The organism is Spirochaeta dissipatitropha, assembly GCF_054657935.1.
In genome coordinates, this window is sequence record NZ_BAAHXT010000005.1 from 14,543 (window position 1) to 38,535 (window position 23,993).

18 protein-coding genes are annotated in these 23,993 nt (G+C 47.7%); 9 read left to right on the forward strand and 9 right to left on the reverse strand.

Annotated features, from left to right (window positions below):
* Positions 1-6 precede the first annotated feature (6 nt).
* Positions 7-2,490, forward strand: a complete 2,484-nt coding sequence (locus ACYQ2L_RS07015) for a HEAT repeat domain-containing protein (protein ID WP_460053271.1) — start codon at positions 7-9, stop codon at positions 2,488-2,490.
* Between the two features lie 48 nt (positions 2,491-2,538).
* Here ACYQ2L_RS07015 and ACYQ2L_RS07020 read toward each other — a convergent pair whose 3' ends face one another.
* The 6 genes from ACYQ2L_RS07020 to ACYQ2L_RS07045 form a co-directional block, all read right to left on the reverse strand.
* Positions 2,539-3,366, reverse strand: a complete 828-nt coding sequence (locus tag ACYQ2L_RS07020) for an alpha/beta hydrolase (protein WP_460053275.1) — start codon at positions 3,364-3,366, stop codon at positions 2,539-2,541.
* Between the two features lie 15 nt (positions 3,367-3,381).
* Positions 3,382-4,833: a glycoside hydrolase family 130 protein gene (locus ACYQ2L_RS07025; protein ID WP_460053278.1), complete on the reverse strand. Its 1,452-nt coding sequence runs from the start codon at positions 4,831-4,833 to the stop codon at positions 3,382-3,384.
* A complete protein-coding gene (locus tag ACYQ2L_RS07030; RefSeq protein WP_460053281.1) occupies positions 4,824-5,837 on the reverse strand; it encodes a glycosyltransferase family 4 protein in 1,014 nt (337 codons plus the stop codon). Before ACYQ2L_RS07030 ends, ACYQ2L_RS07025 begins: the two co-directional genes overlap by 10 nt.
* A gap of 1 nt (position 5,838) precedes the next feature.
* On the reverse strand, positions 5,839-8,163 hold the full coding sequence (locus tag ACYQ2L_RS07035; RefSeq protein WP_460053285.1) for a glycosyltransferase family 4 protein: 2,325 nt from the start codon (positions 8,161-8,163) through the stop codon (positions 5,839-5,841).
* 134 nt (positions 8,164-8,297) lie between these two features.
* Positions 8,298-9,119 carry an ABC transporter permease gene (locus ACYQ2L_RS07040; protein WP_460053288.1) on the reverse strand — a complete coding sequence of 274 codons (822 nt, stop codon included), beginning with the start codon at positions 9,117-9,119 and terminating at the stop codon, positions 8,298-8,300.
* Complete coding sequence (locus tag ACYQ2L_RS07045; RefSeq protein WP_460053291.1) at positions 9,106-10,083, reverse strand: ATP-binding cassette domain-containing protein; 978 nt, start codon at positions 10,081-10,083, stop codon at positions 9,106-9,108. Before ACYQ2L_RS07045 ends, ACYQ2L_RS07040 begins: the two co-directional genes overlap by 14 nt.
* An 83-nt stretch (positions 10,084-10,166) precedes the next feature.
* On the opposite strand from ACYQ2L_RS07045, the gene ACYQ2L_RS07050 reads away from it, so the two are divergent.
* The 3 genes from ACYQ2L_RS07050 to ACYQ2L_RS07060 all read left to right on the forward strand — a co-directional run bounded on the left by ACYQ2L_RS07050 (position 10,167) and on the right by ACYQ2L_RS07060 (position 12,774).
* Positions 10,167-10,574: a DUF1761 domain-containing protein gene (locus ACYQ2L_RS07050; RefSeq protein WP_460053293.1), complete on the forward strand. Its 408-nt coding sequence runs from the start codon at positions 10,167-10,169 to the stop codon at positions 10,572-10,574.
* Positions 10,575-10,667: 93 nt separating this feature from the next.
* Positions 10,668-12,545 carry a methyl-accepting chemotaxis protein gene (locus tag ACYQ2L_RS07055; RefSeq protein ID WP_460053297.1) on the forward strand — a complete coding sequence of 626 codons (1,878 nt, stop codon included), beginning with the start codon at positions 10,668-10,670 and terminating at the stop codon, positions 12,543-12,545.
* Positions 12,546-12,570: 25 nt separating this feature from the next.
* A complete protein-coding gene (locus ACYQ2L_RS07060; protein ID WP_460053300.1) occupies positions 12,571-12,774 on the forward strand; it encodes a SlyX family protein in 204 nt (67 codons plus the stop codon).
* Here ACYQ2L_RS07060 and ACYQ2L_RS07065 read toward each other — a convergent pair.
* Positions 12,768-13,535 carry an HAD family hydrolase gene (locus tag ACYQ2L_RS07065; protein ID WP_460053303.1) on the reverse strand — a complete coding sequence of 256 codons (768 nt, stop codon included), beginning with the start codon at positions 13,533-13,535 and terminating at the stop codon, positions 12,768-12,770. The two genes, ACYQ2L_RS07060 and ACYQ2L_RS07065, sit on opposite strands and share 7 nt — an antisense overlap.
* Positions 13,536-13,705: 170 nt before the next feature.
* Here ACYQ2L_RS07065 and ACYQ2L_RS07070 point away from each other — a divergent pair, with 170 nt between their 5' ends.
* The 5 genes from ACYQ2L_RS07070 (at position 13,706) to ACYQ2L_RS07090 (ending at position 19,663) form a co-directional block, all read left to right on the forward strand.
* A complete protein-coding gene (locus tag ACYQ2L_RS07070) occupies positions 13,706-15,001 on the forward strand; it encodes a sugar ABC transporter substrate-binding protein (protein WP_460053307.1) in 1,296 nt (431 codons plus the stop codon).
* A 161-nt stretch (positions 15,002-15,162) separates the two neighbouring features.
* Positions 15,163-15,519 (forward strand): hypothetical protein, encoded by a 357-nt coding sequence (locus ACYQ2L_RS07075; protein ID WP_460053311.1) that lies wholly within the window; start codon positions 15,163-15,165, stop codon positions 15,517-15,519.
* A gap of 13 nt (positions 15,520-15,532) precedes the next feature.
* Positions 15,533-17,629, forward strand: a complete 2,097-nt coding sequence (locus ACYQ2L_RS07080) for a carbohydrate ABC transporter permease (protein ID WP_460053315.1) — start codon at positions 15,533-15,535, stop codon at positions 17,627-17,629.
* On the forward strand, positions 17,626-18,522 hold the full coding sequence (locus tag ACYQ2L_RS07085) for a sugar ABC transporter permease (RefSeq protein WP_460053318.1): 897 nt from the start codon (positions 17,626-17,628) through the stop codon (positions 18,520-18,522). The genes ACYQ2L_RS07080 and ACYQ2L_RS07085 overlap by 4 nt, the downstream gene beginning before the upstream one ends.
* Before the next feature lie 52 nt (positions 18,523-18,574).
* A complete protein-coding gene (locus ACYQ2L_RS07090) occupies positions 18,575-19,663 on the forward strand; it encodes an ABC transporter ATP-binding protein (protein ID WP_460053321.1) in 1,089 nt (362 codons plus the stop codon).
* A 104-nt stretch (positions 19,664-19,767) separates the two neighbouring features.
* Here the strand turns inward: ACYQ2L_RS07090 and ACYQ2L_RS07095 are convergent, their stop codons facing one another.
* Together ACYQ2L_RS07095 and ACYQ2L_RS07100 are read right to left on the reverse strand one after the other, a co-directional pair.
* Positions 19,768-21,504, reverse strand: a complete 1,737-nt coding sequence (locus ACYQ2L_RS07095) for a glycoside hydrolase family 13 protein (RefSeq protein WP_460053325.1) — start codon at positions 21,502-21,504, stop codon at positions 19,768-19,770.
* A complete protein-coding gene (locus ACYQ2L_RS07100; RefSeq protein ID WP_460053329.1) occupies positions 21,504-23,987 on the reverse strand; it encodes an amylo-alpha-1,6-glucosidase in 2,484 nt (827 codons plus the stop codon). The genes ACYQ2L_RS07095 and ACYQ2L_RS07100 overlap by 1 nt, the downstream gene beginning before the upstream one ends.
* Between the last annotated feature and the right edge of the window lie 6 nt (positions 23,988-23,993).

A 23,993-nucleotide genomic window follows, 5' to 3' on the forward strand; every position in this document is an offset into this window, starting at 1 on the left:
GAACACATGATTGCTTTTATAGACCAACTCCTGACTGGACAGCCTCTCCAGATTGCTGCTGTTTCAGCGATAATCCTTCTTGCCCTGATTGGCAGCATTTTGCTGATCAGACAACTGCGTTTTATCCGAAGATTGAAGCGGATGCACCATAATCCGGAAATCAGACAGGAGTTGATCAGAATTACCCATAAGCGGCCCAGCCTGAACCGGGTACATTTACTGCTGCGCTACGCTCCCGAAGACGGACTGTTTGCGGTCTTTCTGGCAGCCCTTCGTTCACGACGCTGTGCTGCTAAATTTCGCGAATGGCTGGAGCAGCATGAAGATGTTCTGTCGGTACGCAAAATTGCCCTCAGCGGTAAAGGTGAAAATTTCGATGGAGCGCGTGCAGTACAGTTTTTTCACGACCGACTGGATCAGATTCGGGAACTGGCTGGTCATCCGGAATGGTCGGTCCGATATATGGCATGCAAGATTTTACTGCACGATAATGACGATCGCTCACTCAGAGCTCTGGACGAAATGTTTCATGACCCCCACAGTCTTATACGGCGTACGATAGCTGAAGAATTCCCTCAGGGAGATGAGAGCAAGCAGGAATTGCTGGCAGAAAAGTTACAGAACTTACTGATCAATGACTACGTATTTGAGGTGCGGGCAGCTGCAATGCAGCGCCTCCGGCGATCCTTCCGCAACAGAGCGATGCCTCATCCGGAAAAGCTAAGCCAGGTACAGATTCTGCACCTGCTCGAACAACTCGAAACCGGTATTCATGAAGACCATGACATAGCCCTGCAGCAGCTTGGATCCAGAGATGTTGAGACCCAGCTGCAGGCAGCCCGCTTTGCCCAGAGGGCAGGATTGCTGGAGCGACTGCTTCGGGACGCTGATAATTCCGATTCAAAAGCTATGGAACATGCTGCCGGACTGCTACAGCATGCCGCAGATGCGGGTGAGTTCAGATTTCTGAACGCCCTGCGCACAAAAACCGATCTCAGTCCTGCATCACTGGATATTGCTGCTGGAATCCTGCTGACCAAGGGACCGATACAATTAATAACTCCCCTGCTCAATCAGGCAATGAAACTGGATCCTGAAGAATCCCCGATGCATAAACAGGTATTCATGAAGGCATGCCAGGCGGCTGTACAGCGAGGAGATTCAGAAGCTGCTATGATTCTGCAGCGGAGTTTACTCGAGGCTTCACGAACTCCAACCCGAGCGACATGTATTCTGCAGGAATTAAACGGCAGTCATGCTCAACAGCTGGTACCTGCCCTGCTGAGCTTACTGAAAGACATCGATTTCCCCCTGCGGGAACTGCTTGAAGAGACTCTGTCCAGATTTGACCACAGTGAATATCTCCCGCAGCTTCTGGACATTGTGTCATCAGATCGTCATGACCAGGCACATGCAGTACGGATTTCGGCATTCCAGGTAATTGGCCGCCTGCAGCTCTCCTGTACCCTGCAGACCGTTCTGGAACATCTGCCGGTACTGCCGCTGCAACAGGCACGTGATTTCGCCGTACATCTGGCTCAACAGGATGGGGACGGATTTACCCAAAGGGTTATGGATATCCTTGAAGGCAAAGACGGCAAGGTTCGCGCTGCACTGATCGCAGCCGTACCTTCGACCGATAACAAGGATTTCATCAAGCCGATTCGAGCGGCACTCACTGATGCCGACCCGATGGTCCGCAGCGCAGCTGCCTGGGCTCTCATGGAATACGGTGACAGCAAATCGCTTAAAGATGCACAAGCACTGTTGCGGGATCCGGTTATACAGGTCCGGCAGGAAGCAGCCAAGGCACTTGGCAGTTACGGGAAGGACGAAGTCCTTGCAGAACTTGGTGCAATTGCCCGCGACCCGCAGGAAGTACTCTCGGTTCAACTATCTGCAGTCCAGGGACTCAGCAATTCTGAAAGTCCCGCTGCCGTAGGAGAACTTACCGACATACTGCAGACCGATGGTGAATCAGAACGGCAGGAAGCAGCCGAGATTGCACTGGCAGGAAAGACCACAGCGAAAGAACTGGAGGCAATGATAGAGATAATGAAAGACGCGGACCCGGAGCAGCGAAATCGCCTGACAGCGGTATTCAGCCGTATGGGTGAACAATGTGAGGATTCCCTGATTGAACTGCTGCAGGAAGACATAGCTTCACTGCGACCTTATATTACCGAAGTGCTGGAGCAGACCGGCTGCATCGAGGCCATGGTTCGGCGTCTGTCACAACGAAAGCCGGAAGAACGTCGAACCGCGGCCAGGCAATTGTCAATCATTGGAACTACTTCTGCTTTCCGTGGAATTGTAATTGCAGCTCGCGATCCGGACACGGAGGTCCGGGTTATGGTAACCAAGGCTCTGGAGCGCCTGGCAGGACCAGAGGGGAAGGACATACTGGAAGAGCTGCAACAGGATCCCGATCGCCGCATTCGGAAATACACCTTATGGGCCCTGGAACGAGTCAAAGCTGGTGAATTATAAAGAAATCGGGCTGTCTCACTGTTAAATTAATTCTTTGTCTGCTTCCTGTTATTCTGCAGGAAGCACCCCTGAAAGAAATTGATCAATTCCCTGTGAATAATCCGGCTCGCTGTCACGAAATCCAGTATTGTGCCCACCGCGGATCTCCAGAAATTGACTGGGAGCTTCAGCTGCTTCGTATACTGCACGGCCATGGGAAAACGGAACAATTTCATCATCGGGGCTGTGAATTACCAGGATGGGAACAGTAATTTCACTGACATAGCGCTCGGTTGGATACCGGTATCGAATCAAGGGTCCAAGCGGCAACCAGGGATACAGACTGCGTGCAAGGGCAGGCACCGAGCGGAATGGAGATTCAAGAATAAGGGCTGCGCTGCTGTGTTCACGGACCAGTTCAGCAGCCACGGCTGCCCCCAGTGAGCGTCCGAATACAACTATCTGTTCTGCAGTAAAACCGCTGTAGCGAAGCATCCAGTCATATGCCGCACGGGCATCTCTGGCTGTACCATCCTCGGACGGTCTGCCTTCACTGCGACCATAGCCACGGTAATCAATAATCAGAACTGATAAATCCAGATCGTGAAACTGACGGATAGAATGTATGCGATGAGATATATTGCCGGCATTGCCATGAAAAAACAGCAGTGCAGCGCGGGGGTTCCGGGCTGGAACCCACCAGGCATCCAGCAGAACACCATCCTCGGTTTCCAGCTGAACCGACTCCCAATCCATTCCCTGCTGATCCGGTGTTCCGATCCAGCCGAGCCCCATATGCGGCTGATATAGAATTCTCGTCTGGCAACCGGCCAGCAGTATGGCAAAACCGAAATAGAGACCGGCAATACAAAGCAGTAGTGTCAGTACTCGTTTCATATATACCCCCTCTTCTCAGCTGCAGACTTCCATTGAGCTGATCAGATTCTTGATATTCACGGTTGCAATACCAGATGAAATATCGGACATTGCATATGGAAGAATCAATTCATTATTGTGAATGCATGAACCACATGAATATACCACATTCGGAACATATCCTTCACGCTCCTCGCTGTTCGGACTCAGCAGTGGTTCCTTCAGACGGGCAATAATTACAGATGGATCCTCAAGATCCAGCAGCATCGCTCCAATGCAGTACTGGCGCATCGGACCTACTCCGTGGGTCAGCACCAGCCAACCATCACTGGTCTCGATGGGAGATCCACAATTGCCTACCTGAATGAACTCCCAGGGATAGGCAGGTTCCTGAATAATCTGTGAATCCTGCCAGAAATGCAGGTGATCAGAATACATGAGATGGTTATTCTCACCGTCCTGACGCGAAAGCATTACATACTTTCCTTTGATTTTCCTTGGAAAAAGAGCCATTCCCTTATTCTGCACCGCTCGTCCGTTCAGGGTAATAATATTGAAAGAAACAAAATCCCTGGTTTCAATAAGCTGCGGCAGAATTTTCACCCCGTTATAAGCGGTATAGGTTGCATAATAGCACATTTCACCATCATCATCGATAAACTGTACGAATCGTGCATCCTCTATTCCGCTGGTTTCATTTTCGGAGACCGGGAAAAGCACCCGTTCCGAGACCATATGATCAGCATCGAACTCGATAGTGTAATTACTGTCAGCCAGCCAATGCATGATCTCTATTGTCTTGTAATGCTTTGATCCCACTGAGTTTACTGACACCCGACCGATAGCTTCTTTCAGTTCATCATAACTGAATTCATCCTCCAGTTGATCCAGAACCCGTTTACTCACAATGTCACTGGCCTGCATTTCATCCAGCTTGAGCTGGAAGAGATGGCGATCAAACACCGGATCCACATGTACATGCGGGGTCTCTACAAACTCGCTGGGTGAATTGAAAACAATTGTATTACTTTTATCGATAACACCGTTACGGAAAACAATGGAGGAAATATGCCCCTCACCCGTTGCGCGAAGACTCATAATAAACCGCAGGCTTCCTGCCGGCAGATTACTCTGATCAGGATCCGGGACAATCGAGGGGTTAAACAATGCCGCCGATTCAATGGCATATTCCATGGTGAAATAAGCACCAATGAGCAGTTCCTTTGTTTCACTTACCGCTTTTTTTGCTGAAGAATATTCTCTGACATTGCGGTAATTCCGTTTCAGGATGAGTTTGATATCCTTGTGCCGATCGGAAAAAGCTGCAAGAACCTTCTCCAGTAATTCCCCTGCATCATCTTCAGACAGTGACAATACCCGGTCTATGATTTTCGGGATCCGTTTTGCCCCTGGAATGTGCATCCGGGTTATTACCCGTGAATCATCCCGCAGGATTCTGGTCTTTTTCCGTGTTATTTTCAATTGCATCTGATTATTTCCTTATAGACCTTTATGTAGTCGTTCGCCATGCGAGCTGCAGAAAAATTCTTCTCGCAGTAATTTCTGCAGTACATTCTGTCAATCTCATGCAGGCGCGCCACAGCAGCTGTAGCCTCTCCGACGGTTTCCACCAGAAAGCCTGTCCTGCCATGCTGGATTATCTCCGGCATACTCCCCCGATTGAATGCGATTACCGGTGTTCCGCATGCCATGGCCTCAACAACCGACAAACCAAATGGTTCATCGAATTGGATAGGATGGAGCATTGCGGCTGCTTTTCCAAGCAGTCTACTCCGTTCTTCAGGACCAACACTCCCGACATACTTCACACGGTCATTATCAATGTACGGAACAATATGCTGCTTGAAGTATTCCTCATCCTGTATAATACCTGCCAACACCAGGCGCATATCAGATTCACGCGCGATCTCCAGGGCTTCTCTGGCACCTTTATCGTTATGAATGCGTCCGAAGAATAGCAGGTAATCCTCAGTCTCAGCTGAAAATTCAAAGCGCGGTATATCTATCCCATGGTATATGGTGTCTATGTAATCCAGATCCCCGCAACGGTCGGAGTTGCTTATAGAGACATAGTAGCTTGATTCATTATATTTCCTGTACACCGGAAGGATTCCCGGAGAAGAAAAACCATGAATCGTTGTCAGAACCGGTGTTTTTACCAGCGCAGAATACGAAAGCGGCAAAAAATCAAAATGATTATGGATTACATCAAACTCGGCTGCACGTTCAAAAACCTCGGAAATATGCAGACATTCCCATACCTTTGGTATAATGCCTGCATCCTCCTCGTATCCATGCTGACACACCGATTCCAGATGACCACTGGTTATAGAATCGCCGGTTGCGAACAAGGTAAGTTCATGTCCGGCATCAAGCAGAGCCTCGGTCAGAACCGATACTACGTTTTCCCATGGCCCGTAATGCCTGGGCGGTGTACGCCAGGCGATCGGTGATATCATTCCGATACGCACGCTACTGATCTCCCTTCAGCGTTCCAGGGGGCTTGCCCATAGACTGCTGCAGGATTTCCTCACCGTAGAGATTCTGCATCGCCAGATGTGAGAGGATCCAGGCAAGGGTTGATTCTGCACCCTCATTCATATTGACCCCATCCGCCATCAATCCGTCCCTGCAGCCACCGGTTGCGGGGTCATAAATGGGTGAGTTCAGATCATTCTGTCCCAGAAACCAGTTAAAACACATAACCGAGCGATCTATCCACTGCCGTTCACCGGTAATACTGAATGCTTCGGAGCAAGCTTCAATTGCTGCATGCGCTTCAATCGGCTGCTGATCAAAGCGGGCTCGAACACCCTTTTCATGGTACCAGCCGTTATTTCCGATCGGTGAAAAATGCCCCTCAAGGGTTTGAAGGTCAATCAGCCAAGCCAGAGACTGCAACCCCATATCCAGCATTTTTTTATTACCAGTAAACTGACCAGAAATCAGCAGGGCATGCGGAAGCTTGGCATTGGCATAGTTCAAGGCTGATTCCAGCCAGGGCCAGTCTTCCCTGGCATGACTTTCAAACTGGGCATACAGTCGGCCAGCGAGAACCTCTCTGATCCGTCTGGCTTCACTGTCGCCGGCAAATTTCTCCAGATACGCATGTACCCCGATCAGGGAAAAAGCAATTGCCCGCGGTGATGTAAACTCCTCAACAACCCGTACCGCCTGATTGAACAGACTGGTAACCAGGGCCATCTGTCCCGAATAATCAAGATACACCAATGCTTTACCCAGCCCCCACAAGGCCCGTCCATGGGCATCTTCAGAGCCGGTTTCTTCAACCCAGCGGCGATCATACGTCATGAAATTCCGGAACCGTCCCTCATCTGCATTGAACGCATACTGTAGAAAACTAAGGTAGGTATTGGTGTAGGAGTTCAGGTAGCGGCTGTCATCGACCGACAATTTCTGTCCCATGGCAGAGGCAATCAGAGCTCTGGCGTTGTCATCGGTACAGTATCCATGATTTCGATTGGGAACTGTATGTATCGCATGCTGAAAAATCCCGGTATCGTCAGTCAACATTGTCAGATGATCAAGATTCAGCTCTGGCAGCTCAAAGTTGGAAATCGTTGCTACAGAATCGTCATACAGGTACCTCGGCCGTGGCGACCTGGCTCTCAGGGACCGGGCCTCACTGAAGACTTCAAGATAACGCTCGGCTGATTTCTTCCAGACAGCCTCACGGGTAAATGTATACGCATTTTTCCGTATACTATTGCGTTTCTTGTCATCATCAAAAACTGCGATTACCTGCTCGGCAATAGCCTGGGGGTCCATAAACGGAACGATAATTCCACGATCATCTGCCAGCATCTCGTTTGCATACCAATACGGAGTCGAGATAACTGCTTTGCCGGTACCCATTGCATAGGCCAGGGTGCCGGAGGTTATCTGGGCTTCCTGGAGATACGGAGTAATGTAGACATCTGCACAACCCAGATACTCGCAAAGTTCTGTCAGACCGACAAAACGGTTGAGAAAAATCACCTCATCACGAATTCCCAGGCTTTGCACCAGCTGCTGCAGACCGATCCTGTACTCCTCCCCCGAAGTCTTCAGGACGTGCGGGTGTGTCGCCCCAAGAATAATATATGAAATATCAGGATGCTTTTCCTTTATTAGAGGTATCGCTTGCAGTACATTTTCTATTCCCTTTGAGGGTGAGAGCAGACCGAAGGTCAGTAGTACCTTTCTGCCCTCTACTCCGAACTGATCCTTGTAGAAACTGGGATCCATAAACGGAGTATCCGGAATACCATGATGGATAAAGGCTATTTTCTCCACCGGTATCCCGTATATTTCAACAAGAAATTCGATAGCCTTGTGGCTCATCACAATCAGCTTATCCGAAAGCGCAGCCAATTTCAGCATCACTTCCCGGTATTCCGATGAAGGTTCTTTGAGTACCGTATGTAGTGTTGTTACCACCGGCACCGTCAGTTCAGCAAGCATCTTCAGAATATGGCTGCCGGCTGGACCGCCAAAAATGCCGAACTCATGCTGGACACAAACAATGTCTGCATGATTCGCAGCGATGAATTCCGCAGCTACCGAATAATCCGAAAGTTTATGCTGATTAATCTCAAAGCATACCTTTTCCGGATATTCATAACCCTCAGTCCGATCGTTTATCGCCACCGCCCGGCAGCTGATATCAGGGGCGGAAGCAGAAATTGCCTCAACCAGATCAGTCGTAAAACTTGCGATCCCGCACAAACGGGGTAAATAATTCCCGACGACGACAATAGAATGTAATCCATTATACGTTTTATTCAGAAGGGCCATAGATTAATCCATCTCTTTATTTTTGTAGAAAATCAGTCCTGGTACAGGCATGGGAAGGATGTAGAAGGAGTGAGCCAGCCTCTACTAGATACCATATACGATTCTATGTCAACAAAGCTGGAATCTATAAGTCGTCAGTGTTTGCGGTGATATAAAAACATGGTCAGTGGTGCGAATACCGCTATAAAACCTGCCGAGGTCAACAGCACAGGGATTATGCTCAGATACTTATAGTCACCATGCATCATTTCGCGTACCGCAGTGACTACCAGAGTAACCGGATTCACCGCAACAAAAGACTGCAGCCAGCCAGGCATTGTCAACGGATCCACAAATATGTTGCTGGCAAATGTCAAGGGAAAAAGAATCATCATGCTGACCCCCATGACTGAATTTGGCGTTCGCAGTATCAGTCCCAGCATTGTCCATATCCATGAAATGCTGAAAGAAAAAAACAATAACAAAACTACACCGGCAAGAAGTCCGATAATTCCTCCCTCAGGTCTGAATCCAAGAATCAAACCGACAGTTATCGTTATAATTGAGGCAATACTGTAGCGTACTGAATCTGCCAACAGAGCTCCGACAATAACAGATGGCTGCCAGACCGGAAGACTGCGGAAACGGTCAAATACCCCTTTTGAAATATCTGTATTCAAACCGAATCCCGTGTACACGGTAATAAAAACAACACTCTGCACTAAAATACCAGGCAGTAAAAACTGCAGATAGACAGAAACAGAACCTGCCAGAGCGCCTCCGAAAAGATAGGTAAACATTAACGTGAACATAATGGGAAACAATGTCACATCAAACATCTGCTCAGGAACGTGCTTGATTTTAAGTAAGGCACGCCAGCAGAATACCAGTGATGCAGTCATAGATCCCGCTCCGACTGGACGGGTAGCCTCTGACAATACGCTGCGCAAAGTATTATTTGATTCATTCGTTTTCATGTGCTTCTCCAGTCGGTTTTCCGATCGCATGACCGGTAAGTGTGAGAAAAACCTCATCAAGGCTAGGTCTGCCAAAGGAAAAATTGGATACGTCTATCCCGCTCTGTTTGATCTCGTGCAGAACCCGGGCTGCGGTGTCCATATCAGACACCAGTGCAGAAACTGCAAAAGGATCTGCCTCATAATGCGGTTCTACATGTATGCAGCGCTGGAGCAGAGCGGCTGCAGCCTGCCGATGTTCAGGCTTTGTAACCCGGATATGCAGCCTACCACTCCCAACCGAGGACTTCAGTTCTCCGCTCGTACCCTCTGCAATTATTCTGCCTTGATCAATCACAGCGATGCGGTCAGCCAGCTGATCTGCTTCATCAAGATACTGAGTAGTCAATAGAACCGTTGTTCCCTCAGAAGTCATAGCACGTACAATTTCCCAGACCGAGTTACGGCCGCGTGGATCCAGACCTGTAGTTGGTTCGTCAAGGAAAACGAGTGCAGGCCGCACTATAATTCCGGCTGCAATATCTGCCCGGCGGCGCATCCCGCCGGAACAGAACTTGATCTGTCGGTTTGCTGCATCCTGAAGGTCAAAGGCAGCGAGTAGTTCATCTGCACGTTGATTGGCATTATAGCGGGAATAGCCAAATAATCTTGCAATAATAAGCAGATTTTCCCTGCATGTCAGATCCTCATCTAACGAGGCAAACTGTCCAGTAAGACTGACCTGTCTGCGAATGGCCAAAGAATCATTCACAACATCGTAGCCCAAAACCCGTGCCGTACCGGCCGTTGGCCGAAGCAGAGTGGCAAGCATGCGTACAATAGTAGTTTTTCCGGCTCCATTCGGACCCAACAGCCCATAGACCGCTCCCTGCGGAACACGAATGTCTACCCCGGCTACTGCACGGGTAGAACCGAAGTCGCGAACCAGTCCAACAGTTTCTATTGCAGGTACATCTGTGTACATATTTCTATCCGACATTTTTCCCCTGATTTCTGCTTTATATATTAGTATATAGGTAATATAATAGTCAAATCTGGAGAAGACACATGAATATATCGATTAATATCTGGGCTGTACTGGTATCGGCTGTGCTGCATTGGGTAATTGGAGCCTTCTGGTACTCCCCTCTGCTCTTTGCTAAACCCTGGGCTAAAGCAAAAGGACTCGATATGGAAGCTGATCCTGACATGGGGCCGACCATATGGATGTATCTTTCCGGCCTGTTGACAGGACTGTTGCTGGCTGCTGCTATGGCATTTCTGATCAATATTGCAGGACTTACTTCAGTGGGAACGGTTCTACTGGCAGGCATCAGCATGTGGATAGGCTTTCATGCCGGCCCCGGGCTATCGAACGCAATGTTCGGCGGCAGTATTCAACTATGGATAATCGACTCATTATACCCACTGGTTTCTGTAATACTGATGAGCTTCATACTGACTGCCTGGACGTAAAAAGAAGCATTCAGATCGATTTGACAGCCGGCATGGCAGTATCTACAATTACATAATAAAGGATGTAAAAAGATGGTGAAAAGCAGGAGTTTTATGCTCCCTATATATCTGAGTATAGCTGTGGTTCCGCTTATGACCCTTGTTCTTGGCGAGGCTTTCACCCATTCCTTTAATATCAGCCTTGATCAGCCCATGCTCGCACGTCTGACTTTTACATTCCAGAAACCATTGATCTTTCTACTCATGGCTGTAATGGTGATTGTACTGATAGTTGCTATACACATTATGCTTCGCCCCCTGCAGAAATACCTGTCAAAAAGCGGTTCGACAGATGAAGCAGGATATGGTGCTGCCAGAAAAGCCGCACTTGGTCTGCCCTGGATGCTCATTATCGTGACAATAAGTTTCTGGACCCTGGGTACCCTTGCTTTCTTCGCTCTCAATAACTGGCAAAGCCCCGGTGGTACTCCGCTTCCCTGGGTTCTGGCTTTCAAGATCAGTGAAGGTTTGCTGTCTGCTACTATGAATGCCGTATTAATCAATCACTTCCTGATTGAAGCGAAGCAAGCCCTGCATATGGAGCATATACGAGCCGGAGAAATCGATCTGTTCAACAGCGGCAAGGATTACATTAATGTTCTGGCAACGACATTAGCTACGGTGATTCATCTTGCCTATGTGCTCCGTTATTTCACCAGCAGAAATCCGGCGTACCAAGGCCCCGAACATCCCATTGCTTCATTACTATCGATAGGAATATTTTTCGGCTGTATTAGTTTTATCATAATACTCTTGTCTCGCTGGGAAGACAGGGATCAAACACGTATGCTGCAGGAGCGCATTGTGCAATTGACCTCTTCCGAAGCATCTGACCTGACATCGCGTGCATGCATCCTTAACTTCAATGCAATTGGTGATCTGACAGACAGCTTCAACCGGTACACTGAATCACTCCGCGTGATGGTCAAGGAAATACATCTCTCGATGAAAGACCTTGACAGCAGTAATATTGAACTTTCCGGTGGCAGTTCACATCTGCAGCAGGTTGTAGACGAAATATCAACATCGGTTCACAGTATTGCCGAACTGGTCCAGAAGGAATCGGAAGCAGTGGCTTCCACCAGCAGCAGTATCGAACAGATTGAATCAAGGATTGAAGGGCTGCAGCATTCAATCAGTGAGCAGGCAGCCATGGTCAGCCAGTCAAGTGCTGGTATTGAAGAAATGATATCGAGCATCCAGTCAGTTTCCAGAAATACCGAACAGATTCAGGGATACTACACCCAGCTTCAGTCAGCAGCTGATGCAGGAAGAACAAAAATAAGTGACGCCAATACCCTGATACACAGTGTTTCCGAGATGTCGGTACTTTTAAGTGATGCGAACAAGATGATCTCGGCGATTGCTGCCCTGACCAACCTGCTTGCCATGAATGCTGCTATAGAAGCAGCACATGCAGGGAGTGCCGGGGCAGGTTTTTCAGTTGTTGCCGATGAAATTCGCGGTCTGGCAGAAAAATCTACCGCACAATCCCGTGAGGTTGGTACACATCTGAAGGAAGTGAAGCGATCAATTGATCATGCGGTTAAGGCTGTTATGGATGCAGGTAGTGGATTCCAGGAAGTTGATCAGCTGATAACTACCGTGAGTCAACACGAGAAGGAAATTCATGATGCAATGAGCGAGCAGAATCAAGGTTCAACCCAGGTACTTGAGGCTCTATCTGCTATGAATAATGTAAGTGAAACGGTGCGGGAGGATGCCATAGAAATGAGACAGGGAGCACATGTGATCGTGCAGAACATGCTGCAGCTGAGGGAACTCTCAAAGCGTATGAGTGATGAAATGAAAGTAATAGAAACGGACGTAGAGAAAATCAGTGTAACAACGGGTCAAATTGCAGGAATGATCTCGAATAATTCACGGGCAATCACCCAGGTTAACAGTCATGTCGAGCGTTTTTCAGTATAATATGGGCAAGGAGCTGAATTACATAATGGAAGAACGTATTGAAGAGCTGGAGAGCCGGCAGGCTTTTATGGAAATGAATATTGAACAACTGAGTCAAACGGTCTATGAACAGCATAAACTGATTGATACTCTCAGAGCACAGGTCAAACGGCTTGAAGAGAAAAGTAAATCAGCTGAAGAAAGCGGCGGAAGCTTTCTCCATGACGAACCCCCTCCTCCACATTATTGATCAATATTCCCGATCAGCTTGAGTACCGTGGATAGACTGCCGTCCGGAACGATGAATTTTGCATGACTGGCTGCCTGATCAAGCCATTCATCGCGGCTGTGATTTGTATGAAGATACACGCTGTCGATGCCACAGGATTCAGCGACCTGAATATCAGTTGTAAGATCATTGCCGATCAGAACTGCGGCTGCGGGCTTGATTCCCTCGGAGTGAATCAGCTCATGCAGGAATTCCGGATCCGGCTTGCAACGGCCCTTCTCGCTTGAAATAAATAGTTCCTGGAAATAATGATCGATTCCAAGGCTTGCCAGTTCAGGTCGTGTGAAGCCTCCCTGAGCGTTGGACAGCAGGTACAGTTTCTTACCGGCAGACTGCAGGGCTTCAAGGACACGAATTGTATCGTCATACAGCCTGATATATTTAGTTGAGGAGACACGGAACATCAGAGTCGTGTGACGGATCAGGTATTCATCTGGAATTACCCCTTTGGCACGGTATAACTGTGAAAAGATATCTTCCAGAGGGATTTCAGGCCAGTGAGTATAGCTGCATTCACCGAACTGAAGGGATAATGTCCGATTATAGGATCGTTGAAGATCTGCCCAGGTCCAATCGGCGCCATTATAGCGGAAAAACATGCTGATCTGCTCCCAGAAAGCCGGACTTGATTCGTCAGTATGTATATCTACCAGGGTTCCGTATAAATCAAGGATAAAAAAATCATAACCCGGTTTATCATCCGGTTGAATTAATCCACTCATATCTTAACGCTAACAGATAAACCGGTACATCACAAGTTAAATTGGTTTATGAAATGCTTTTCTTGACTGCTTCCGAAAAAAATCTTCAATTTCAGGAAAATTTCTCCTTGCATTGTATAATCAATGGTGCTACACTTTTATTAAACCGATTTAGGTCAAAGGAGTTTTCTATGAAAAAAATTGTTTCAATACTTATTGTATTGGCAGTGCTCGTTGCGCCGGTAGCGCTTTTTGCCGGTGGACAGCAGGCTACAGCAGCCCGCGGCGCCAGCATTACCGTCCAGGTTGAAGACGGCTGGCTCGACTACTACGAAGCAACTGTAGCCCGTGTTCTGGAGCAGTACCCGAATGCAAGCATCAGACTCATTGAGTCCGGATCCTTCGATATGCTTGATGTACTCGATGGTACCGATGCTGGTAACCCGGATGTTGCAGACGTGTTCGCATTTCCTGCTGACCGGATCTACGGCCTTGTGAACAATGATGTACTGGCACCAATTGACGGCCCCGCAATGGCTGCCCGTGTTGGCGGATTTGATGATTACGAAGCAGGCCTCGGCGGAGCATTCAAGGTTGATGGCGAATACTTTGGTTTTCCTATGAACATTGAAACCCTGATCAACTTTGTGAACACTGAAAATGCAGCAGCAGCAGGAATTGATACTGATTCCACAATCGAATTAACTGATCTGGCTTATGATGCCATGCTGGTACCAGTATTTAATGCATGGTTCGGTGTTGCTTTGACTAACTCTGCTGGAATTGAATTCCTGGAAATGGATGGACAGGGTGGTTTTTACTCTGATCTTACCGCAGACTGGGCAGACCTTGCTCCGGAAAAACAGGATGCATTCCGTGCACTGTACGAGTACTGGGCAGCACATGAAGCAGCTGGTACTCCTCTCTGGGATGCAAGCTCAGCCTGGGGATATATGGATGCTGAATTCGAGCCGGGTGGAGCAACTGCAATCCGTCTTGAAGGCCCATGGTCAACCGGTGCACTCACCGACCGTGCCGGTGCTGATAATATCAAGATTCTTCCTATGAATCAGGTAACCCTGAACGGCAATCCTCTTCTTCACTGGAAAGGTGGCTGGGCAATGGGTATCAATGCCCGTACCGAAGGTGATGCAGCCAAAACCGAACTGGCTGTTGCATTTATTGAAGAGCTTATCAACCCAGCTTTTGCCATTGACTTCTTCAAGTCTACCGGTAAAATTATGGAAAACGTTCCTGCATCTGTTTATCTGAACTCTGACCTCGGCGCAACTGACAAGACTGTTGTTGCTGCTGTTGTTGAGTCCTACCAGGATGCTCCTGCACGACCACTGTTCACTGAATGGGGTCAGGTATGGGGAACATGGGAAAACAGCATGCTTTCATGGGCATCTGTTCGACCTGGCAGTGTTGAAGCTGCCTATGCTGAAGTGCAGGCAGGCTTTAAAGCCCTGCTTGGCAACCTATAGGAAGCTATTATTTCAAGCCGGGAAAGAGAAGCGGATCTGTCTGCTTCTCTTTCTCATACTAAAGGGGGTTACAGCTGAACTCCTATACCAAGCTGCCCAAAACACATCTTTATATTATCCTGATATCAACTGCGGCCATTATTTTTCTCAATTCGATTGAGGTGCTGTTCTACGTCAAGGATCTTGAGTTCTTCCATGCCTGGCTTGCTGATGCAGACATGGCGCTGGCGGAACAGAGTTTCGATATGTATGTAACAGCCCGATTGAGCCAGTACATGATGAAACTGGTGATTCCTTTCGCATTTGCAATATACTCGTATGCATCCTATAAATTAATAAGGGTGAATACATTATTTGTCTTCATGTGGTCAGTACTGATATTGGGGGGCTTGGCGTACAATATTACCGGTCTGGAATTACGTACTGTGTTCTTTCCGGCCTATATTGTGCTGCATCTTATTTTGTTGCTGACAAATCTGTCACTGGTCCAGGTGATTCGTGAGAGCAAACTACAGTAAAGGCAGGGAAATTTTGAAAAAAACATACAGCGTTTACCTGTACGATGACATCGGGAATGCATACGAGCGGAAAAACAAATACTTACTTGACTTGCACACACTACATGAGCAGTTAGCTGATGCCGATAAAGTCAAGGCAGCTGAAATCCGCAGAGAAATTGCAGAACTGAAGAAAAACAGGAACGACCATCCGTATATTGTAAAACTCCGGGAGTTCAAGGAAACCGAGAAACAGTTCCTGCAGGAGCTGAAAGCAAAAACTGCTGATTTCCGCAAAACTCTGGATGCAAATGAATCCCGGAAGCTGAGAGCTTTCCGTGAAGACTTGTATATAAGTATCGAGAAAGCTGAATTCTATAAGGAACATACCGATATCTGCTATGAAGCAGACATGGCCTTCAAAGAGTTCAGCATGCGCACACAACAGCTCCCCGAGATTATCGAACACTATATACATACCAAAGCTGAACTTGCATCTGCAAAAAAGAAAATCGGGAATATAGACAAAGAAAAACAGCGACAGGCTGAACTTGAGTTTAAACGCCTGAAGAAGGAAGAGAAAATAAAGCTGGCTGAAGGAAAGGCCAAACTAAAGCAGAAGCGTAAAGACGGTATGATTTCCGACAGGGCTCTGCATAAAGGAATTATCGAACTCCGGAAACGGATGAATGAGACCATCAAACTGAACTCATATTCAATTGAAGAAAAGAATATGAAGGAAGTAATTGTCGGGAAGCGTTACATTCTGAAAAAAGGTACAGCCCAGAAAGTCTGGGTTCTGAACTCGAATATTTCAGATGCACGCCGGAATACACCAGTGGAGATAGAGAAGCGGCAAGCAATAAATGCCTGGATCGGTCTTCTGGTACCCGGCCTGGCTCAACTACTGAACAAACAGTACATAAAAGCAGCCCTGTTCACTGTCTGTACCCTATTTATTTACAGCATGGCAGTGCCTTATGCCCTGGGTTATGGTAATTATCAGGGAACTGGTATTTCGGGGCTCATCAGCCTGGCTGAAGGAGCACGAAGAATAGACCGCTCGCTGATTTTTATGATTGAGGGAGTAATCGCAATTTTTCTGATGATTATCTCTTTTGGAATCGGCATGATCAGTTTCCTTGATGCGTATCGTACCGAAAAGGGTATGATCAAAGGAACACGGCAGAAGAACTGGTTTGAAACCACTGCCACAATCGAGCAGGAGGGTTTTCCTCTTCTCGTATCTACCCCTGCCCTTCTCATAATTATGTTTATTGTTCTGATACCGATTGCCACCACTATTCTTTTGTCTTTCACAGGTATGGATCCCAACAATCAGGCTAAATTCCCCTGGGTTGGCATTGCGAATTACCGGATGCTCTTTCTTGGGCAAGGTCTGGCCGGATCGGTATTCTGGCTGGTTCTCGGCTGGACAATAATCTGGACGCTAGTTGCCTCAACCCTGCCGATAATTGTCGGCTTCTTCCTGGCCGTTTTTGTGAACCATGAGCGGGTAAAATTCAAGGGATTATTCAGGACCATATATATTCTACCCTGGGCGGTGCCAGCATTCATTACTATTATGTTCTTTGCAATCATGCTGTCTCCAACCGGTGCCCTGACACAGATTCTGAGCAATCTGTTCAATGCCAGAGTATGGGTAAGAACGGATGTCCTGCTGTCGAGGATTACCCTGATTCTGCTGCAGACATGGCTGGGAAGCTCATATGTCTTTCTACTGTTTACCGGTGTCCTGCAGGCTATTCCCAACGATCTCTATGAAGCTGCCCAGATCGATGGTGCGACTGCATTGCAGAAGCTACGGAGAATAACCGTACCAATTGTTCTGTTCCAGACAGCACCACTGCTGGTGGGTCAGTATACCTTCAATTTCAACAACTTCAGCATTATATGGTTGTTCAACGAAGGCGGACCGTATAATCCCAGTGTTTACGGACACCTGGCGGGTGGAACAGATATCCTGGCATCCTACATTTTCAAGCTGGTCATGCAGAATCAGTATCAGTCCATCGGAGCGGCAATTTCAATAATTGTTGCCGTAGGATTGATGTTCTTCGCATTCCTGGGATTCAGAAACTCCAAGGCCTTTAAAGAGGAACGGCTATGATTAAACTTCTTAACAGAAAAGACAAACTGCACCTGTCGGATAAACAGCCCCTGACGGTACTCGGTATGATTGGTGTGATTATAATGTATACCATCCTGATTGCCTGGTCCTGGGGTATTATCTGGCCCTTATCACAAATGGTTATGTCAGCCTTCAACGGCCGTCAGGGCACACGGCTTATGACCAATGACAATTTCGTATTTTCAACCAAGCATTACGAGCATTTATTCCAGGAAACACTGTATCTCCGCTGGGTTGTAAATACAATCTTTATCGCCGGTATGACAGCGATAGTTACGGTAATATTCACCTCATTTACCAGCTATGCGTATTCCCGATTCCGCTTTACCGGTAGAAAACAATCACTCATGACCGTCATGCTTGTGCAGACTATACCTGCATTCACTGCGATTCCGGTGTTCTACACTCTGCATACGGTTGTTGCTTCGGTTGCACCATGGTTTTCCCGCCAGATGATGCTGATCCTGATCTATTCCGGTGGTGCAATAGCCATGAACACCTTTGTAATGAAGATGTACCTGGACTCTGTATCAACCGAACTGGACGATGCAGCTCGAATAGACGGCTGCTCCAATATGAAAGTATACCGTCTGATTCTCATGCCGATTGCAAAGCCCATGCTGGCCTTGATCGGTCTGTGGTCCTTTATCGGCCCATTCGCAGACTACCTGCTTCCGGCAGTACTCTTGCGGAGCCGGGCAGACTACACCCTGGCAGCTGGTTTGTTTACGCTCATCAGCGATGAGCGGACGATCAATCAGCCTGCATTTGCAGCTGGAGGTTTGCTGACCGCAATACCTATTGCCATTCTATTCATTGTACTGAACAAACAGCTGGTATCCGGTCTGGCCAGCGGGGCGGTGAAAGGCTAATGAAATCAGCAGCACATACCAAGGATGCATTGATATACAGAGGAGTTAATTCATGAAGGTAACATTAAAAAATATAGGCAAGAAATACGAAGGCAACGAGGAATGGACACTGCGGAACATCAATCTGGAGATACAGTCCAAGGATTTCTGTGTCATTCTCGGCCCCTCGGGCTGTGGAAAGACTACCCTGCTCCGCATGCTGGCAGGTCTGAATTCGGTTACAGAAGGGGACCTGCTGTTTGACGGAAAGCGCATGAATAAAATCCCGTCAAAAGACCGTGATATTGCGATGGTATTCCAGTCCTACGCCCTGTACCCGCATATGACAGTCTACGACAACATGGCCTTTTCTCTGACCATGAGAAAAGAACCAAAGAAAATGATCGACGAACGAGTCCTGGAGGCTGCCGAAGTACTACAGGTAAAAAAACATCTGTATTCGAAGCCGTCCGATATTTCCGGAGGACAGCGTCAGCGTGTAGCGCTTGGTCGGGCAATGGTGCGGAGTCCGAGTGTGTTTCTCATGGATGAACCGCTTTCCAACCTCGATGCCAAGCTGCGTGAACACATGCGGGTTGAACTGGTGCGCCTGCACAAGAAGCTCGGAACTACCTCAATATATGTTACCCACGACCAGATTGAGGCTATGACAATGGCTGATATGATCATACTTATGAACGACGGAAATATTCAGCAAATGGGTCACCCGGAAGAATTCTATAACGAACCAGCGAATATTTTTGTCGCTCGATTCATCGGATCTCCCAGTATAAATATGATCAAAGGGAAAATGCAGAGCGGTAAATTTGTCGCCGACAATGGCCTGATTACTATCAGCCCTGAAGCGGCTGATGCTGAGGCTTTAAAAGCCTATGAAGGCAAGGCAGTGACCGTTGGCATTCGCCCGGAACGCTTTGACAGCAGAGCAAAGTCAGCCGATACCTTCAGAGCAAAAATTCTGAATATAGAAATGCTCGGCAAGGAAAAAATACTGTACGCTCAGCTTGATGATGGATCAGAACTCACTATTTCTACACCAGGTCACTACAAATTCACAGAAGATACTGTATACGACTTCGGTTTCGACCTTGAAGCAATTCACTATTTCGATAGCGAGACGGAGCTGCGCATCAAAAACTGAGGCTCGGCTGAATATCTGAAGATGTAAAACAAAAAGCTCCATGAACAGAGTATGTATCTGTTCATGGAGCTTTTTTTGCGCTCACAGTACTTTTATCTTATCTTTTATCTGAAAGCGAGAATAACTCCCTGCCCGGCAGGGACTGCAATCTCGGTTCCTGTCGCAGTCTCGGAAATAAGCTCGTGTATCTGTCTGTCATTGCGGAATAAATAGCTCTGCATTCCGTTATTCAATATAACCAGATACTCCTGCTTGCCCAGTTTTCTGCTATAGGCATATACACCAGCATTGTCATCGGCAAATGCATGAATAAAGTCTCCCGTTTGTAGTACCTCTGTTTCTGTCCTGAGCGATACAAGTCGCTTGTAGTAGTTTCTCAGCTCTGAACGTTCTTCAAGGAGATCCCAGCGCATTCCTCTCCGGCAATCCGGATCCTGCCCTCCGCTCATACCAATCTCATCTCCATAATAAATTGATGGAATACCAGGGAAAGTAAACTGAATCAGTGCTGCCAGCTTGAGTTTATTCAAATCTTCTTCAGCACGATGGAGGAAACGGGGGGTATCGTGGCTGTCTATCAGGTTCCAGAGAATATTAAACACTGGTTTTTTATAGATACCCCGGATGTGCCCCAACCGATCGCCGAATTCTGATGCAGATATTTTCCCCTTGGCGATAAAATCGATGACAGAATCAAAAAAGAGATAATTCATGACTGAATCAAACTGATCTCCATTCAGCCAGGGCCGGGAATCATACCATATCTCTGCCAGCAGGAGTACATCCGGCTTGACTTCATGCATCTCTGTTCTGAAACGCCGCCATAGATCGAAGGGAACCTCATCGGCTACATCCATTCTCCAGCCGTCAATTCCGAATTCTTCAATCCAGTACCGACCTACTTTGCATATGTAATCAGCGACTGCAGGATTTGCATGATTCAGTTTTGGCATTCGGTGATAATATCCGAATGACTTGTACTGCAGATCAGGACCATACTCTACCTTGGGATCAATCGGCAGGGAATCAATAGTGAACCAGTTCACATACTCTGATTCCTCGCCTTTTTCCAGGACATCCTGGAAAGCGAAAAAGTCTTTCCCCGTATGGTTGAAGACTCCATCAAATATGACCCTGATATTTCTGCTGTGGGCTGCATCTACCAGGCGCTTGAGATCATCCTTCGTACCGAAATCAGGGTCGACCTCGAAGTAATCCCTGGTGTCATATTTATGATTCGAATCCGATGTAAATACCGGATTCAGATAAATCAGGTTAATACCAAGATCATCGAGATATTCAAGTTTTTCCAGTATACCAGGCAGGTTCCCCCCGAGAAAACTGCGATTATGCACATCTCCATACCAATCATCGAGTTTACGGCTGGCGGGAAGTTCGGCGGCTCGATGAAATCTCTCGGGGAATATCTGATAGGCAATAGCGCGTTCAGCCCATTCTGGAACCTGCAGAAGCACTGATTCAGCAAGAACCGGAAAATTGTACATCCGGCCAATATTGGATGGAACTTCTTCCTGAAACCTATCCTTTCCATAGTATATCTCTTCACCTGCAGCAGTTTTCAACAGGAAGAAATACTGCATGCTGATAAAATGAAAATCCACCTCAGCTTCGTAATAATCAAACAAGCTGCAATGTGCTGTCCTGGTCATTTCAACCTGATGGTATTTACCGCTGTGTGGAAATAAATACTTGTCCACATACCATAATGACACTGACTCCATATCATTTCTTGCGCTGCGAAACCGGATAACCACACGACTGCCGGGTAATCCATATGCATCCTGTGAGTTTGGTATGTGTAAAACTGCTTCCTTGATCACTATGTTGTTCCTTTGTTGTTTTGCTGTGATTCGATTATTCCCTGGAGAATATTATTGCCTTGCTGCACCTGGAATATTCTTTCCATCTGCAAGCCTGCGCCTTTGCGGACTGCCTGGGGAGCTGTCCGGTCAAATTCTATTAATTCTGTTTTCCCTGGTACGAGAGACGTTTCCTGTACTGTTCCAGGCCCATCCGGTCCAGCCTGTTGCAGAACCAGTGATAGATCCTCACGACTGCCATAATAGCTGATGCTTACGTGGGCCCTGCGTTTAACGTGAGGTTTAGTTCTGGATAGTGTCCGTGTGGCTGAGGTGAATGTGATTTCCAGACGTCCCTCTCCGGAAGCCGGACAGCCGAAGGTGTACACAGCCTGATAATCTTCCCAGTGATCAGGAGCTGCAATCAACAGGAATAGTTTTCCTTCCAGCAGATTGGGGCGGAAACCGGCATAATCCTGATAGGTGTTGCGCACAAACTCGGAGACGCTCCATGCCTGACTGAAGGTTCCGCTTGGCGTAATACCTCCGTCAGGAGCAGGAAAGGCATCCATATTCTCGCTCAATGCTCCCACACAGCCTATAGTCAATATCTGCGCTGCAAGATTCGAACTCAATTCTGCTGCGTTCTGCAGCATGCCGTAGCGAACAAGCGCTGACACCATAAAACCCGCATTCCAGTGCCATATAGTCCCGTTGTGATATGCTGCATCTTTATGATAGAGAGCCTGATTATCATGATACGGATGAAACCAGCAGTTCCCATCGGAATCAAGATGATTCTGGGAGAGTGAAAGCACTCCATGCGGCACAAGCAGTTCATCCACGGCATTCCTGAGAACGGCTATCTCTATTTCTTTATGTGCCATCCGGGTTTCAAACGGTAATGTCAGCAGCAGTAGCTGATTCGGACGTACGCTGTAATCAGCACGGCCGTCGGAGCGGATTCTGTCTGCAAGCTGACCACGTCCGGAATTCCAGAATTCAGAGAGAAAGTTTTCCCGCAGCTTTGCAGCTTCCGATTCCCACTTCCTGACATGACTGTCCATTCCAAGCCTGCGGGCTATCCAGATAGCAGTTTCAAGGGCAGTGTGCCAGAGCACCTGAATCTCAACTGCCTTTGATTCTCTGCCTGACCATGGCAGCAATCCAGCGGAATCAGCATCCAGTCTGCTTCGGATTCTGTCAGCCTCCTTACCCTGCATACTTTCATAATCCGGCAGGAATTTGGCATCCATCCAGGTGTCGGCAGCATGGTGATTGAGAAATCCTGATTCGTCTGCATAATTTTTCAATCCGCCTTCCACCGCTCGCTCAATCACAGGGTAGATTTCGGCAGCGAAGGCAGTATCCCCGGTATATCGAAGGTATTCCATTATTTCCCTGAGCATCCATGCAGTACCGTCTGTGGTGTTGTACATGGCCTTGTCAGGAGTGGTCACTCTGTTGGGAATCCGGCCGTAATACGGACTTTCAGTATCAAGACATTGAAGATCAGAAAAGCTCAGTATCAGCTCTCTGGCCGCTGAGAAATGCCCGGCAGCCAGAAGAGCTCCCGGAAATGTTATAAAGGTGTCCCTGCCCCAGTAATCCTTGAACCAAGGCAGACCGGCCCAGATGCCCAGCCCGAATTCATTAACAAGCATTGTACCTGCGGAATATTTTGCCCAGAGAGAGGCTTTGCTGTAGTTTTGATCACTATCTGTCCAGAACCAGGTCTGTGCAAGCTGGGTATAGATTCTGTTCTGTTCGACAATAAACGGATCATGAGAGATGAGTCTTTTAACAGCAGATTCAGCCTCTTTTTCAGTTGCTCCGAAACCAAGAACAACTGTAAGTTCAGGGACTGCTTTCTGTGAGCGCAGCTCAAAACCCTGTCCGACGATCTGCACTTCTACTTCAGCGCTTGCGGCAGCTGCAACATACCACTCATCCATACCAGCACTGGTAATGTTCTCCTTCAGAGAGGTTTTCGCGGTCAAAATACCGGGGGCCGTCAGGCCGAGTTCAGTAATCGGTAAATGAAAAGAAGCCCGTACGGAAAGCTGTGCTCTGCGAGTCCTGTCTGTACTGCTGCAGCGTAGACTCACAGCCCTGTTTCCACTATGGATGCACATCTGACTCTGTATGTCAGTACCGTGACGGCTGATAGTTCCAAACGGCAAGACATCTGTCCAGCTACAGTCACTCATATTCTCTACAGCCTTCCCGTCCTCGAACCATAGAGCCGAACGAAAGCCGCTTCCAGAGGAGTGTATATATCCAGGTGCATTATCTGAATACGTAAGTCCATTATAGTAGCCGTCCAGATTATCTCCGACTACAAACTGCACCTGCTTCCCTGAAGGAATACGTATCGCCATTTTATCGAACACTTCATGAGGCTGAGGTACGCCGGGAAGGGCGGAAACCGGCTCACCTTCAGTAAAGTCTGATAAATCCAGATACAGCGGATTCCCTTGAAAATGCGCTTTTTTATGTGACATTCCTGA